This window comes from Polaribacter atrinae (genome assembly GCF_038023995.1).
In the GTDB taxonomy this organism is placed as follows: Bacteria; Bacteroidota; Bacteroidia; order Flavobacteriales; family Flavobacteriaceae; genus Polaribacter; species Polaribacter atrinae.
The window spans coordinates 917,447-931,726 of the sequence record NZ_CP150660.1 but is presented as its reverse complement, the minus strand read 5'-3'; the positions used below and the strand labels follow the sequence as shown (position 1 = coordinate 931,726).

Sequence of the window (14,280 nt, the reverse complement as noted above, 5' to 3'; positions counted from 1 at the left end):
TTTATTTACCTCTAAAAATACTTTGTTACTTTGTATCTTTGAAATTAAAATAAAAAATATGACAACACTAAAGATAGGTGATAACGCACCACAGTTTGAAGCAAAAGACAATTTAGGAAATACCATAAAATTATCTGATTATGCTGGTAAGAAGTTAGTTTTATTCTTTTATCCAAAAGCAAGTACACCAGGTTGTACCAATGAAGCGTGTGATTTACGCGATAATTATCAATCTTTTTTAGCAAAAGGGTATGATGTTTTAGGTGTAAGTGCAGATTCTGCAAAAAGACAACAAAATTTTATCAATAAAAACGAATTACCTTTTCCTCTTTTGGCGGATGAAGATAAAGCTGTAATTGAAGCTTTTGGTGTTTGGGGACCAAAGAAATTTATGGGTAAAGAATATGACGGAATCCATAGAACTACTTTTGTGATTGATGAAAATGGTGTAATAGAAGACGTTATTGCTAAAGTAAAAACAAAAGCACACGCTGCTCAAATACTAGATTAAGCAACAATTAAGGATTTCTGAATTCCGAATTTGATTAATTCAGGAGTACTTTTGGTATTTGTAATTTCAAATAGCTCTCTTTTATGAGACTTTAAAGAACTTTCTGTGATATGTAATATTGCCGAAAGTTCTTTTTCATTTTTATCTGAATGCATAAATAATGCTTGTAATATTTCTAACTTTCGTTTTGTGAATGTATAATTATCAATAGTTACTTTAGAAGAAGTTTTACCTTTTTTTTCAGATTTGTTAGTAAAACAATTTATAATAATTGTTTTAAAATTTGCTAGATCTCCATCTTTTCCAACAAAAATATCAACCCCTTTTTTTAATGCTTTTTCTTTGATAAAATTATTATTCATAGTGGTTAAAGCAATAATTTTAAAGTCTTTATTTCTTTCCTTTATTTGATTCATAAAATCTAAAGAACATTCTCCGTTAAAATTAACATCTAAAATTAAAAGATCAAGTTTACAGTTATTTGTATAGGCTATCAGTTCTTTTAATGTGGTAAAAATATTTGTTACATTTAATTCTTGATGCGTATTTAAACTATCTTTTAAAGCGTCACAAAAAAAACGATTGTCGTCTGCAATAACAATTTTTATAGGAAGATTAGTCATTTGTAATTGGGAGGTTTATTTCAAAATTAGAACCTTTTTTATTGGTATCTATTTTTAAGGTTCCATTAATTTGTGCTACTCTTTTTTTTACGCTTTCTAGACCAAATCCTTTTTTTAAAATTAAGTTTTCATTAAAACCAATTCCATTATCAGAAACGTTAAGTGTAATGAGTTGGTTTTTATTTTGATTCAGGCTTATTTTGATTTCTGAGGCTTTAGAATATTTTATGGCATTTGTAGTTAATTCTGATATTATACGATATAAATGGACACATTTATCTTGTGATAATTCAATATTATTAAGGTTGAAGTTATAAGTTATTTTGTGTTTTGTTAAATTATCAATTTTAGTACAGAACTCAATTAAACTATCAATAAAATTATCAGAATTAATTTTTGGAGCGTACAAACTGTTTAATAAATATCTGTAATCGTTATAGAAAGCATCTAATATTTCTTTTACTTTTTCTGGTGATTTTTCATCGTTTTGTAATAAACGTAATTTTAAAGCTTCTAAATACCCACCAAAAGTATCGTGAACATTGTTTACTAAATTATTTCTTTCTGTATGCTGAAATGCTAAGGTTTTGTTTTGGAAATTATATTTTAACTCATCGCTTACTTTTTTGAGTTTAAAATATTTAAATTGAGTTTCTATGACAGAACCAAAAATAAAACGAGTAAAAAGTAAAATTTCTAAAGCCAATGCTATATAATAAATTGTAGATCCGCTAAATGTTATGGCTAAGTTATTGTACACGCTCGGGTTTATAATCTGACCGCTTATAATTGCTATAATTGGTAAAATAAAAGCAATTACTAAATAAATAGGTAGTTGTTTTGTTATGGTTAAATACAAGTGATTTAAAATCCAAATAAACGCTATTACTTTTAAGATAGTCCAGACATAAAGATATAAAACTATGAGTCCGCCAAAGAAAAACTTATACAAATAGAACAATAAAAGAGCTAATGCAATATAAGCACCAATTTTAAAAAGTAATTTAGGAATTGCTTGAGATTTGTTTAATTTGTAAAATTTTAAATAAAAACAACCAATTGAGGCTACACCAATTGTTTGGCTAAGACTCCTAATATTGTTGATTGCAAATTCGCTAGCTGACCAAAAATATTGTACGCCAATTCCTTTACCAGCTAAAAACTCTATTAATACCGTAAAAATATAGATAGCGTAAAATATAACGGCGTATTCCTTTTTTATAACGGCAAAAAAGACCAAAATAAAAGCCATAGAAATTAGAAAAGCAATATACATTCCAAAATAGAAATACTCCGTTTCTACACGTTTCAAAAATTGATTTTCTGTTTCTAAAAAGTAAGACAAACGTGTTCTAGTATCGGTATTTTTAACTTCAAGAAAAACCTCTGTTTGTTGGCTTGTATCTAAAGGTAATTTCCATACTGGATGCCTGTAAAAAATATTTTTATGAGGGAATTCTTTGTTGTTAGAAACCCTATAAAGTGAGTCGATTTCATCACCTTTTTTTAAATATATTTTTCCATAGGGTAAATACGTATTTGCAATTGTAAAATATTTATAGCTATTCTCTTTAGTCGATTGTGGCAATACAAAATGATTCCACAAAGTGTTTTTTTCTAAATATTTATAAAGTTTAGGGGTTTCTTCTTGTTGAAACTTACCTAATTCATAATTTTTAATAATGTCTTTAATAGAAAGAGCATCTTTAGAAGGTTGTTTAAAAAATGAAATTGCGTTGTAAATTGAAGAAGTATCTTTTTGAGAAAAAGAAGATAAAGTAAGTAAAAATATGAGTATGAGTAGTTTTATCTTCATGTATAATTTTAAAATACCCGACTAAAGTATGGTTTTTTTTTTTAAGTTCAAACTAATTTTGTTAATGAAAAAGAAATCTACTATGGAAGTTAAAAAATTATATGAGTACAATGAATTAAGGTCTATTGATAATAAATATCAAATTAATAATAAAGAAATACCTATAAATCTTATTGAAGATTTTTTAGGGTTTTATAATTTAGGATTACAAGATCTCTCGCATCTTAAAAAGTTTTCGAAAAATTTAAAAGAAGAGAAACGGTTTAAAAAACTAAATAAATCTAAATTTCATTCATTAACTAATAAAGAAACTCAAATTTTTGAGTTGGTTGTTTACGGGAAATCTACAAAAGAAATTGCGACTTTACTTTTTATAGAGACGACAACGGTTAGTACACATAGAAAAAATATAAAACAAAAATTAGAGTTAGAGTCAATATTTGATTTGTATAAATATGCAAATGCATTTAATGTTTTTGAGAAAATATAAAAAGGAGAAGTAAAATTGTTTGAATGAAAAAAGTGGGCAAATTAAAACCTGTTCACTTTTTTTTTAAAGAGTATAAAATGTACCTAAATTTTAATAAAATGAAGAATGTAGCCAAGTTATTTTTAATTAGTTTAATCTTTATTGCGCATAATATCAATTCGCAAGCAATTACAAATGTTAAAACGTTATTAGTAGAAAATCAATACGGTAATGCTAGATTAATAATAACACCCAACTCTTATGATATGAAAGCTAAAAAGCCAACCAAAAGTTCAGGTGTTTATGGTTTATTAGTTTGTTATAGGTACAAAGGTGTTCAAAAAGCACTACACCAAGATTTAACTTATGATTTTGCTAAAAAAGGGGAAAAGGAGTTGTTTTTAGGGATGTCTGCAAAAAAATCTAATATTTCTGTGGGAAAGGTTTTATTTTATAGAAGAGATTTAGTGAGTGCTAACAAGTATCCTAAAAAATCAGACTGTTTTAAATAATCCTTTAAAACTTCATACCTACTTTAAAGTTTAAAACACGCCCTGTCATAAAGTTAGGAATACCAAATTGCGTTTTAGAATATACGTCTCTAACCCAAGTGTTGGTAATTGAGTTTTGAATATCAAACATATTAAAAAGCTCTAAACCTGCTGATAATTCTTTAAATTTAGACATCCAACCTGTTGTGTATTGTTTATTTGCATCCACAAAAATATAAGAAACCCCTAAATCTGCACGTTTATAATCTCTTAAACGACTTTGATAATCATACACATTTGCATAAGACGGAGAACCACCAGGAACACCCGTATTATAGACTAGGTTTAAATAGGCTTTTAAGTTTGGTAAATTAGGAACATAATCTTGAAAAAGAATTCCGAATTTAATACGTTGGTCAGAAGGTCTAGCAATATAACCTTGGTTGTCTATGTTTTCTTCTGTTTTTAAATATCCTAAACTTACCCAACTTTCGCTACCAGGAACAAACTCGCCATTTAAACGAACGTCCAAACCAGTTGCATACGCTTTAGTGACATTGTCTGCTCTGTAACGTATTCTAACATTATCTATAGAATAGGCATTTACATCAGATAAATCTTTATAATACATCTCTGTTGTTAGTTTAAAAGGTCTGTCCCACATCTGAAAGCTATAATCCATACCAGTAACTAAGTGAATCGATTTTTGAGCTTTTACATCTACATTAATATCACCATTAAAATCTCTTAATTCCCTATAAGAAGGTGGTTGAGAATACCATCCGCCAGAAATACGAAACAACATGTCTTTGTCCCAATTTGGTTTGATAGCAAATTGACCTCTAGGGCTAATAATTGTTTGGTTTTTAGATGCAATTCCGTTTCCTGTAACCGACCAACTTTGTGTTCTAACCCCTAAATTATAAAATACTTCATGCTCGTTCCAAAAAGAACGTTGGTTAAATTGTACAAAAGCAGATACTCTATTGATTGCTACATTATTCTCTTTTCTGATGTTTTGATACGGTGTAATTTCACCTTCAAAAGGTTGGTAAGGTTGGTTGTTAGAAGTGTGGTATGGAGGTCTTATAGAAAAACCCAAAGAATCTATCATTTCCCATTCTCTAATACGGTCTCTAATGTCTTCTTTTTGATATTTAACACCAAAATTCCATTGTATGTCACCTTTCTTAATCGTTCCTTTTACTTGAACATTGGTTATTAAGGCATCTAAATCGTTACGAGCATGATTTAATTGTGATCCAATTCCTTGAGAAAAATCTACTTCCCCAAAATTTTCAGATCCAATATTTGCATCAACTTCACCTAAATTATACGCAGCAGCAATATCAAAATGCTCTTCTTCTTGTGTGTTGTATCTAGATGCGGTTGCTGTTAAAGTAAAGTGATTATTTACTTTATAATCTGCAGATAAGGCACCAAACATTGTTAAATATTTGTCTTGTTCTTGCCCTGAGTAAAATACAATTAATTCTAACGGATCTGCAACAGTACCAAAACGTGTTCTTCTAGAAATCGGTTGATAATCATAATTGTTTAAAGAAAAATTACCTAAAAAATTTAAAGTAAATTTTTCTGAAAACTCATAAGATAAATAGGTTTGTACGTCTGTAAATTTGGGTTTAAAATTAGTTTCAATTTGTTTACTATTTACAAATAAACTATTGTCTCTATATCTAACACCTGTAATTGTGCTTAATTTTTTATTTAAAAACTGACCTTCAAAAGTTGCACTAGCACCTAATAAACTAGCATCTATTGTAGTGGCTGTTTCAGTTGGTTTTTTATACGTAATGTCTAAAACAGAAGATAATTTATCTCCGTATTTTGCTTGAAATCCACCTGCAGAAAAGTTAATGTTTTGCACCATGTTAGAGTTGATAAAACTTAAACCTTCTTGTTGCCCAGATCTAATTAAAAAAGGTCTGTAAATTTCAATTCCGTTTACATATACCAAATTTTCATCAAAATTACCACCTCTAACATTGTATTGAGTACTTAACTCGTTGTTGTTACTTACGCCTGGTAAGGTCATTAACACGTTTTCTACGCCTGCATTTGGGCCAATTACATTTTTAACCACAGCAACATCTATCTTCTTTATACCTTGGGCATTTCTTACATTATCCTTAATTACAATTTCTTTTAATTCTTCTGTTTTGGAAGAAAGAACAACAGAATATCGGACACCATTTCTGCTGTTTCCGATATATTTTTTTGTAAAAGTTCTATAGGCTAAGTGGCTAAAAACTAAAGTAATTTCTTCTTTAAATGGAATTCGAATAGAGTAGTTTCCATTTTTATCTGTAGTAGTACCAACGTTGTTATACTTTATAGAAACTTGTTCAATAGGTTGTTTGTTTTTATCATTAACAGTTCCTTTAAGGATTGTTGTTTTTTGAGCAAAAGCAAAAACAGGGAGAAAGTATAAAAAGAGTAAGATTTTTTTCACGTAGGTTTTAGTTTACTTGTTTTTTAAAGAACGTTGTAGAAAGTGTATTCGTATTCCCAACATTGTCTGAGACTACAATTTTAAAGATATGTTTGCTACCAACCAATTTTTTATCACTAAAGTTATAGGTTAATATTCTTTTTTTATGATTGTATTCCATTAAAATCCATTCTCCATCTAAAGTAGCTCTATAGTTTTTAATTCCAGAACCAATATCAGAAATCTTTACTTTAATAGTTTCTCTTTTAGAAATCCAATCGTTATTTTTAAAATACAAGACGCTAGCTTTCGGCTTATGAGTATCTGAAACTAAAGCATATTTACCCAATGTTTTTGTGGTTGTATAAAACGTACTGTCCTTTTTTCGAGTGCTTAGGTAATATGGATATTTCGAGTTTTCTACATTCGCTATATAAAGTTGTTTTTTTTCGGCTTCAGAATATTTAGAAACATTAAAAGTTAATGTAAAACTTTTATCTAAAGGAATATTAGGAGTATGAATTTTAGCAACGCCTTTATCAACCTTAAAATCTAAATATACATCTTCATAAAAAGTATTCTTAGGAAAAGCAACTGTAACATTTTCTTCTTTAAACTTTTGAAAGTTTTTAGCAACTATTTTATAGGCAGTGGTGTCTTTTGGTTGTGTAAAAATGGTGTTGTTTTTTACACCAGTAATGGGAATTTTTAAGGTACTTGTGTTTCCTTTATAGTCTTTTGCAATAATTTCTATATTGTAATTCAATCCATTTTCAATATTTAATATGCCATTATCTATTAATCCCTTATATGTAGATAGTTTATTGGCTTTTTCTTTATAGGTTTTCTGATATTTTTTCTTATATTTTTTATAGTGCGGATAATCTATATGTAAGTTGATGAATTTACTTTCTGCAAATGAAAATGTTTCTACATCATGATGATAAAAACGTTTTCCATTAACAAGCATTTCTAAACTAAAGATTCCATTTTTATTGTATGCTTTGTCTAATTGGTCAAAAACATTTACACTAAAACCAATATGTCCAGAAGCAGCAATTTTACCCACTTTATATTTTCCTTTTTCTATACTCTTTAGAGATATAACTGTACTTCTATTTTTATTGTTAATTCTAGCATTCTGGTCTAGTGGATACATTTTTAATGCTAAAAAAGTAGGTGGATTTGTATCAATAGGTTTCAACCCAAAAAACAAAGGATTAATGATGTGTTCTGTACTTGTATCTCTTATTTCGAAGTGTAAATGAGGTCCACCAGAACTACCAGTATCACCAGAAAAAGCAATGACTTCTCCTTTTTTTACAGGAAATTGATCTGCTTTAAAAAATAAATTACCGGTTTCATAATTTTCCTTTTTGTATTGTATCGCTTTTACATACTCTTGTATTTTATCAGCATATTTACTGATGTGGGCATACACGGTTGTAAATCCGTTTGGATGCGTAATATAAATCGCTTTTCCAAAACCATATTGAGCAACTTTTATTCTAGAAATATAACCTTCTGCAGCTGCATATATTTTTAAGCCTTCTCTTCCTTGGGTTTTTATATCTACTCCAGAATGAAAGTGATTACTTCTTAATTCGCCAAAAGTACCTGATAAAATAGTAGGGATGCCTAAGGGATTTCTAAAATAGTCTTTTGGGTATTTTTCTTGTGAAAAACTAAAAAAAGCAGATAAGAATGTGAATAACAATAGGGTTTGTCTCAAAATGAAAATGTTTTCTGCAAAAATAGGGAAAATCATTTTTTGGTTAAAGAGTTAATCTTTAGTTTTTTAATAAAATAAGTAACAAAATGTTGTAAAGTTTAAAACAGAATGTTAACTTTGTAGTTATAGTTTTATTCTTAATATATAGATGGGTAATACAATTGAGGCAATTCATTTACTGGAAGATAAGTTAGAAAGCTTATTGTCAAATTATGAATTTTTGAAGAATGAAAATGAAATTCTGCTTCAGAATACAAGTAAATTACAACATCAATTAAAAGAAAGAGAGCAATTATTAGCAGTGCAGAAAAAAGAGTATGAATTGCTTAAGGTAGCCAAAACTATAGACGGCAGTGGTACAAATACAAGAGATACAAAACTCAAAATAAATACTTTAATTCGAGAAATCGACAAGTGTATCATACAGTTACACAAATAAAGTTCATTAAATTGTGGGAAAACTTAAAATTAATATTGTTATAGCAGGGAGAACTTACCCTTTAAGTGTGAACAACACTAAAGAGGAAGAAGGCATGAGAAAAGCCGCAACTGCTATTAATAAATTAATTTCTATGTATGAAGAAAATTACGCAGTAAGCGATAAACAAGATGTTTTAGCTATGTGTGCGTTACAGTTTGCATCAAAAGCAGAAATAACTTCATTAGAAAAGGATTCTACAGATAGAGAAGTAGTAGATAAAATAAAAGAGTTGACTAATTTGGTTGATTCTCATTTAAAATAAGTTCTTTAAAATATACATTAACAACACACTGCCTACGTTAGTACATTGTTTATTAAACTCAACACGATTCAATTATGAAGGATGAGTCTTAACTACTAAAGCAAGCCATCTAGAATGGATCCTTGAACAGTTAGTTAGTCCTATAAGTAACCATATTTGGAGTTTAAAAAACCTCACTAATGTAGGCTTTTTTTATATATTAAATTTAAATTATGGATGGAATGATACTTCCCATTATTGTGGGAGTTTTGATAGGAATTGCAGGTGGATTTTTGATCGCTAAAGCGATGGAAAAAGCAAAAGGAAAAAAAATACTTAGTGGCACTAGAAAAGAGGCCGCAACAATCTTAAAAGAAGCTAAGATAGATGCCGATTCTGTAAAAAAAGAAAAGATATTACAGGCAAAGGAAAAATTTATTGAATTAAAGGCTGAGCATGAAAAAGTAATTCTTACTAGAGAGAAAAAGATTTCTGATGTAGAGAAACGTATTAGAGATAGAGAGTCTCAAGTTGCCTCTGAAGTAGATAAAAATAAAAGGTTAAATAAATCTTTAGAGCATAAAGAAGGAGAGTTTAATAAAAAATTAGACTTTTTAGAAAATAAAGAATCAGAATTAGAAAAAATGCATAAGCGTCATGTAGACATGCTAGAGCAAATTTCTGGTTTATCTGCAGAAGATGCTAAAAAAGAATTGATAACATCTTTAAAAGACGAAGCAAAAACAGAAGCAATGGCTTTTGTACAAACTTCTATAGAAGAAGCTAAATTAACCGCAGAACAAGAAGCTAGAAAAGTAGTTTTAGGAACCATACAAAGAGTTGGGGTAGAGCAAGCAGTAGAAAACTGTGTATCTGTATTTAACTTAGAGTCTGATGATGTTAAAGGTAGAATTATTGGTAGAGAAGGACGTAATATTAGAGCGTTAGAAGCTGCAACAGGTGTAGAAATCATTGTAGATGATACTCCAGAAGCAATTATTCTTTCTTGTTTTGATCCTGTTCGTAGAGAGATTGCTAGATTGTCAATGCATAAGCTAGTAACCGATGGTAGAATTCACCCAGCAAGAATTGAAGAGGTTGTTAAAAAGACAGAAAATCAAATTACCCAAGAGATTATAGAGGTGGGTAAAAGAACTGTAATAGAGTTAGGTATTCATGGTTTACATCCAGAATTGATAAAAACGGTAGGTAGAATGAAATATCGTTCTTCTTACGGACAGAATTTATTACAACACTCGCGTGAAGTAGCTAATCTTTGTGGAATTATGGCGGCAGAAATGGGCTTAAATTCTAAAGTAGCAAAACGTGCAGGTTTGTTGCATGATATTGGTAAAGTGCCAGATACAGAAAGCGAACTTCCACACGCATTATTAGGTATGGAATGGGCTGAAAAGTATGGTGAAAAACCAGATGTTTGTAATGCTATTGGTGCACACCACGATGAAATTGAAATGAAAACTTTAATAGCACCTATTGTACAAGTATGTGATGCTATTTCAGGAGCAAGACCAGGAGCTAGACGTCAAGTATTAGATTCTTACATTCAGCGTTTAAAAGACTTAGAGAATATTGCATTTGGTTTTCCAGGTGTTCAAAAAGCATATGCTATACAAGCAGGACGTGAGTTACGTGTTATGGTAGAAAGTGGTAAGGTAAATGATAGCAAAGCGGAAGAATTATCTTTTAGCATTTCTCAGAAAATACAAAATGATATGACATATCCAGGTCAAGTTAAAGTAACGGTTATTAGAGAGACAAGAGCGGTTAATGTGGCAAAGTAATAAAAGCCCATGCTGTCTTTTTCGAATCTGAAGTACACTATTGTGTGCTGAGTAAAAATAAAATTCCTATCATATTTATGATAGGAATTTTTGTTTTTAGACACTTCTTAATAATTATGGCTATTTTTTAATTTTCTTTCTGTATTAATAGTGTAGAAACCTTTTTTAACTTTTACTTAGATGTTTTATTACTGTTATGAATATTAAATATAGTGGAGTGTAGTTATTCTTGAAATTCACACTAAAAAACTTTTTATAATAACGTTAATTTAGAACTGCATAAATTAAAAAATAATAAACCTTGAGTGTATTCTTAAGGTTTTTTTTGTGCCTTGATTTCTTAAATTAATGTTAATATAAAATCAAAAAGTCACCTCTAGGTAACAAAATGGTAAGCTGTTTAGCGGTTTTACTTGCAATATGCTAACGTTCTTTATACGTTGATTTAACTTAATAATTTTTGCTTTGTAGCTCAATAATAAAACTAAACAAACTACAAAATGAAACACAAGTTTTTAAGTAAATTTTTAATTTTAATGTCACTTTTTCTGGGGACTGTAGCTTTTTCTCAGCAAGTCTTAACAGGAAAAATAATAGATGAAACAGGCGCTTTGTTACCGGAGGCAAGTGTTCAGATAGTAAAAGATAATAAATGGACTACAACTGACTTTGATGGAAATTTTAAAATAGCATTTAAAGATGCAAAAAGTATTCTTAGAGTAGAATTTCTTGGGTATCAAAGTCAAGATATTGTTATTGGAAATAGAACGAATATTACCATAACAATGTTACCCGAAGTAAATGCTTTAAGTGAGGTTATTGTAACTGCTTTAGGTATTAAAAGGGAGCAGAAGAAAGTTGGTTATGCTACTCAAAGAGTAGATGCTTCTACAATAAAAGAAGTTGTTGCTCCAAATGCAGCAGGTTTAATAACAGGTAAAGTTACTGGTTTAACGGTTAGCAATCCAACAGGTTTATTTCAAGCACCTTCATTTACATTAAGGGGTAAATCACCATTAATTGTGGTAGACGGTATCCCTGTAAGTACAGATTTTTATGATATTTCTCCAGATGATATTGTAGATATTACCGTATTAAAAGGAACTTCTGCATCTGCATTATATGGATATAGAGGAGGTAATGGAGCTATACAAATAACAACATCTAAAGGTCAAAAATCAGATGGGTTAGAAATAACAGTTTCTCATAATACAATGGTGAGTGCTGGTTTTACAGTGTTTCCGGAAACACAGAACGAATATGGAAACGGTTCTAACGGACAATATGAATTTTGGGACGGACAAGATGGTGGTATTTCTGATGGAGATATGATTTGGGGACCAAAATTTGAACCAGGTGTTAAAATTGCACAATGGAATAGTCCTATAAAAGACAATGTTTCAGGTGAAGTTACTCCTTGGTGGGGAGATGTAAGTGGAACAAAGTACGACGATAAATCTCGTTATTCTAGAGTACCAATTGCTTGGGAGTATCATAACAATTTAAAAGATTTTTTAAGAACAGGTATTATCAATACCACTTCTTTTTCTGTATCAAACTCTTCTAAAAATGGTTCGTATAGATTGTCTGGTAACTATAAATCTCATACAGGTAGAGTACCAAATACCAATTTAAAGACAGGAGGATTAACTTTTAATTCAACAACAAAATTATCAGATAAATTAACTTTAGATAGTAAGTTGGCATATAACAAGGTGTTTTCGCCTAATTACCCTAGGCATGGTTACGGACCAAAAAATCACATGTATACTATTTTAATTTGGATGGGAGACGATGTTAATGGTCAAGAATTAAATGAACACAGATATATTCCTGGTCAAGAAGGATATAGACAAGCAAACTATAATTACGCTTGGTACAATAATGTTTACTTTGCTGCGCATGAATTAAACCAACGATATGATTCTAATGTTTTAAACGGACAATTAAAATTAAATTATCAAATTACAGATGATTTTAGTGTTCAGGCAATGGGTTCTGCAGTAATGAAAGATCGATTTGAAGATAGAGAAAGTCCTAAATCGTATTTAAACTACGGTGATCCTAGAGACGGAGATTATAAAACTTGGAATACAAATTCTGTAGATGTTGATTATAATTTATTAATGACGTATGATAAAGAAATAACAGACAAGTTTTCTTTAAGTGCCAATGCAGGTGCTTCATCAGAATACCATAAATACCAACAAGAGTACAATGCTACAGATGGTATCATTGTGCCAGAATTGTATAGTTTAAACAATACCAAAGGGAACATTAAAGGAGCTACTGATTTTTCTGAAAGATCTGTAAATAGTTTATACGGAATGTTAGAATTAGATTTTGATAATAAATTATTCTTAACATTTACTGGTAGAACAGATAAGCACTCTACATTACCTACAGATAATAATTCTTTATTTTATCCATCAGTATCATTAAGTACCATCGTTTCAGAATGGATTGAATTACCAGAGTCTATTAATTATTTAAAAGCGTTTGGTTCTTGGGCACAAGTAAAAAGATCGTTAAGTGCATATCAAATAAATTCTTATTATGATAACGCAGGTACTTTTGATGGTAGTCCGGAATTATCTTATTCAGGTAGTTTGGTAAATCCAGATATTGAAGGTTCTTTAACGACCAATGTAGAATTAGGATTGAGTGCAGGGTTCTTAAACAACAGAATAGGATTGGATTTTGCGTATTATAATGCTATTGATGAAAATTCAATTATAGATTTACCTATTTCTTTAGGATCTGGTTTTTCATCAAGAAAAGAAAATGCACATCAATTTACCACTAACGGTTTTGAGGTTTCTGTAAGAGCTACACCTATTAAAAATGTAGATTTTAGATGGGATGTTTTAGCAAATTGGTCTAAAAAAGTACAACGCTTAACAAGGTTAGATGAAGGTGCAGAACAATACAATAGCTTACGATTAAATGATAGAACTGATGCATATTATGCAACCGTTTGGGAGAAATCTGCAGATGGAGAGTTAATTTTAGATGCCAATACAGGTATGCCAACTAAAAATCCGTATGAACAAAATATTGGTAATAAAAATCCTGATTTTAGATTTGGTTTAGAAAATACATTCAAATACAAAGGCTTTTCTTTAAAAGTAGGTATTGATGGTGTTTGGGGAGGGTTAATGAGATCTTTAACTGTAGAAAAAATGTGGTGGGGTGGTAAGCATCCAAACTCTACAGAATATAGAGATGCAGAATATGCAAACGGAATAGGAACGGTGTATGTACCAACTGGTGTAAATGTAACAGGAGGTTCTGTGCAAAGAGATTTAAACGGAAATGTAACTTCAGATACAAGAACGTATGCAACACATACATCTCCGGTAAGTTGGCAAGCTTGGTCGCAAAACTATCCTTATAGAGCGCAAGTAACAGAAGAAGAAAGTGAAACTTTTGCCAATGTATTCGATAGATCTTATCTTAAATTAAGAACTGTAGCTTTAAGTTATGATTTAACAAATGTTCTTAAAGTAAAAGGAATCAAACAAATTAACGCAAGTGTAAATGGTTACAATCTATTTATCTTAAAGAAAGCCGATATTATTGATCCAGATTATGGAAATGATGACAATCTGCAAGATCCTTCTACAAGATATTTAGGTTTAGGTTTAACTTTTAAATTTTAA

At 29.9% G+C, this 14,280-nt stretch carries 11 protein-coding genes and 1 other RNA gene; 8 read left to right on the top strand and 4 right to left on the bottom strand.

What is annotated here, in order from left to right; translation table 11 throughout:
* The first annotated feature begins 58 nt into the window (after nt 1–58).
* Nucleotides 59–511 carry a thioredoxin-dependent thiol peroxidase gene (bcp, locus tag WG945_RS04150; protein WP_068448484.1) on the top strand — a complete coding sequence of 151 codons (453 nt, stop codon included), beginning with the start codon at nt 59–61 and terminating at the stop codon, nt 509–511.
* On the opposite strand, the gene WG945_RS04145 is transcribed toward bcp, so the two are convergent.
* Both WG945_RS04145 and WG945_RS04140 read right to left on the bottom strand, forming a co-directional pair.
* Nucleotides 508–1,134: a response regulator transcription factor gene (locus tag WG945_RS04145; RefSeq protein ID WP_068448483.1), complete on the bottom strand. Its 627-nt coding sequence runs from the start codon at nt 1,132–1,134 to the stop codon at nt 508–510. The genes bcp and WG945_RS04145 overlap by 4 nt on opposite strands.
* Entirely contained in the window at nt 1,127–2,950 is a 1,824-nt protein-coding gene (locus WG945_RS04140; protein ID WP_068448482.1) for a sensor histidine kinase, read from the bottom strand. The genes WG945_RS04145 and WG945_RS04140 overlap by 8 nt, the downstream gene beginning before the upstream one ends.
* 64 nt (nt 2,951–3,014) lie before the next feature.
* Between WG945_RS04140 and WG945_RS04135 the strand changes: the two genes are divergently transcribed.
* Both WG945_RS04135 and WG945_RS04130 read left to right on the top strand, forming a co-directional pair.
* Nucleotides 3,015–3,440 (top strand): response regulator transcription factor, encoded by a 426-nt coding sequence (locus tag WG945_RS04135; RefSeq protein WP_068448481.1) that lies wholly within the window; start codon nt 3,015–3,017, stop codon nt 3,438–3,440.
* A gap of 98 nt (nt 3,441–3,538) precedes the next feature.
* Nucleotides 3,539–3,931, top strand: coding sequence for a hypothetical protein (locus WG945_RS04130; RefSeq protein WP_157603547.1), 393 nt, complete (start codon nt 3,539–3,541; stop codon nt 3,929–3,931).
* A gap of 4 nt (nt 3,932–3,935) precedes the next feature.
* Here WG945_RS04130 and WG945_RS04125 read toward each other — a convergent pair whose 3' ends face one another.
* Nucleotides 3,936–6,383 carry a TonB-dependent receptor gene (locus WG945_RS04125; RefSeq protein ID WP_068448479.1) on the bottom strand — a complete coding sequence of 816 codons (2,448 nt, stop codon included), beginning with the start codon at nt 6,381–6,383 and terminating at the stop codon, nt 3,936–3,938.
* Nucleotides 6,384–6,390: 7 nt separating this feature from the next.
* Nucleotides 6,391–8,130: a M23 family metallopeptidase gene (locus tag WG945_RS04120; RefSeq protein WP_068448478.1), complete on the bottom strand. Its 1,740-nt coding sequence runs from the start codon at nt 8,128–8,130 to the stop codon at nt 6,391–6,393.
* A 112-nt stretch (nt 8,131–8,242) separates the two neighbouring features.
* Here WG945_RS04120 and WG945_RS04115 point away from each other — a divergent pair, with 112 nt between their 5' ends.
* The 5 genes from WG945_RS04115 to WG945_RS04095 all read left to right on the top strand — a co-directional run bounded on the left by WG945_RS04115 (nt 8,243) and on the right by WG945_RS04095 (nt 14,280).
* Complete coding sequence (locus tag WG945_RS04115) at nt 8,243–8,533, top strand: hypothetical protein (protein ID WP_068448477.1); 291 nt, start codon at nt 8,243–8,245, stop codon at nt 8,531–8,533.
* A 13-nt stretch (nt 8,534–8,546) separates the two neighbouring features.
* Nucleotides 8,547–8,837 (top strand): cell division protein ZapA, encoded by a 291-nt coding sequence (locus WG945_RS04110; RefSeq protein WP_068448476.1) that lies wholly within the window; start codon nt 8,547–8,549, stop codon nt 8,835–8,837.
* A 56-nt stretch (nt 8,838–8,893) separates the two neighbouring features.
* A non-coding RNA gene (gene ssrS / locus WG945_RS04105) (6S RNA) lies at nt 8,894–9,002 on the top strand.
* Nucleotides 9,003–9,049: 47 nt separating this feature from the next.
* Entirely contained in the window at nt 9,050–10,618 is a 1,569-nt protein-coding gene (rny, locus tag WG945_RS04100; RefSeq protein WP_068448475.1) for a ribonuclease Y, read from the top strand.
* A gap of 500 nt (nt 10,619–11,118) precedes the next feature.
* The gene (locus WG945_RS04095; RefSeq protein ID WP_068448474.1) at nt 11,119–14,280 is read left to right on the top strand and encodes a SusC/RagA family TonB-linked outer membrane protein; all 3,162 of its coding nucleotides are present in this window, start codon (nt 11,119–11,121) and stop codon (nt 14,278–14,280) included.

Bases quoted from the DNA above. Each gene is read 5' to 3' on its own strand.
- rny (WP_068448475.1), top strand. From the start codon at position 9,050: ATGGATGGAATGATACTTCCCATTATTGTGGGAGTTTTGATAGGAATT.
- WG945_RS04095 (WP_068448474.1), top strand. From the start codon at position 11,119: ATGAAACACAAGTTTTTAAGTAAATTTTTAATTTTAATGTCACTTTTT.
- WG945_RS04135 (WP_068448481.1), top strand. From the start codon at position 3,015: ATGAAAAAGAAATCTACTATGGAAGTTAAAAAATTATATGAGTACAAT.
- WG945_RS04140 (WP_068448482.1), bottom strand. From the start codon at position 2,950: ATGAAGATAAAACTACTCATACTCATATTTTTACTTACTTTATCTTCT.
- WG945_RS04145 (WP_068448483.1), bottom strand. From the start codon at position 1,134: ATGACTAATCTTCCTATAAAAATTGTTATTGCAGACGACAATCGTTTT.
- WG945_RS04115 (WP_068448477.1), top strand. From the start codon at position 8,243: ATGGGTAATACAATTGAGGCAATTCATTTACTGGAAGATAAGTTAGAA.
- WG945_RS04130 (WP_157603547.1), top strand. From the start codon at position 3,539: ATGAAGAATGTAGCCAAGTTATTTTTAATTAGTTTAATCTTTATTGCG.
- WG945_RS04120 (WP_068448478.1), bottom strand. From the start codon at position 8,130: ATGATTTTCCCTATTTTTGCAGAAAACATTTTCATTTTGAGACAAACC.
- bcp (WP_068448484.1), top strand. From the start codon at position 59: ATGACAACACTAAAGATAGGTGATAACGCACCACAGTTTGAAGCAAAA.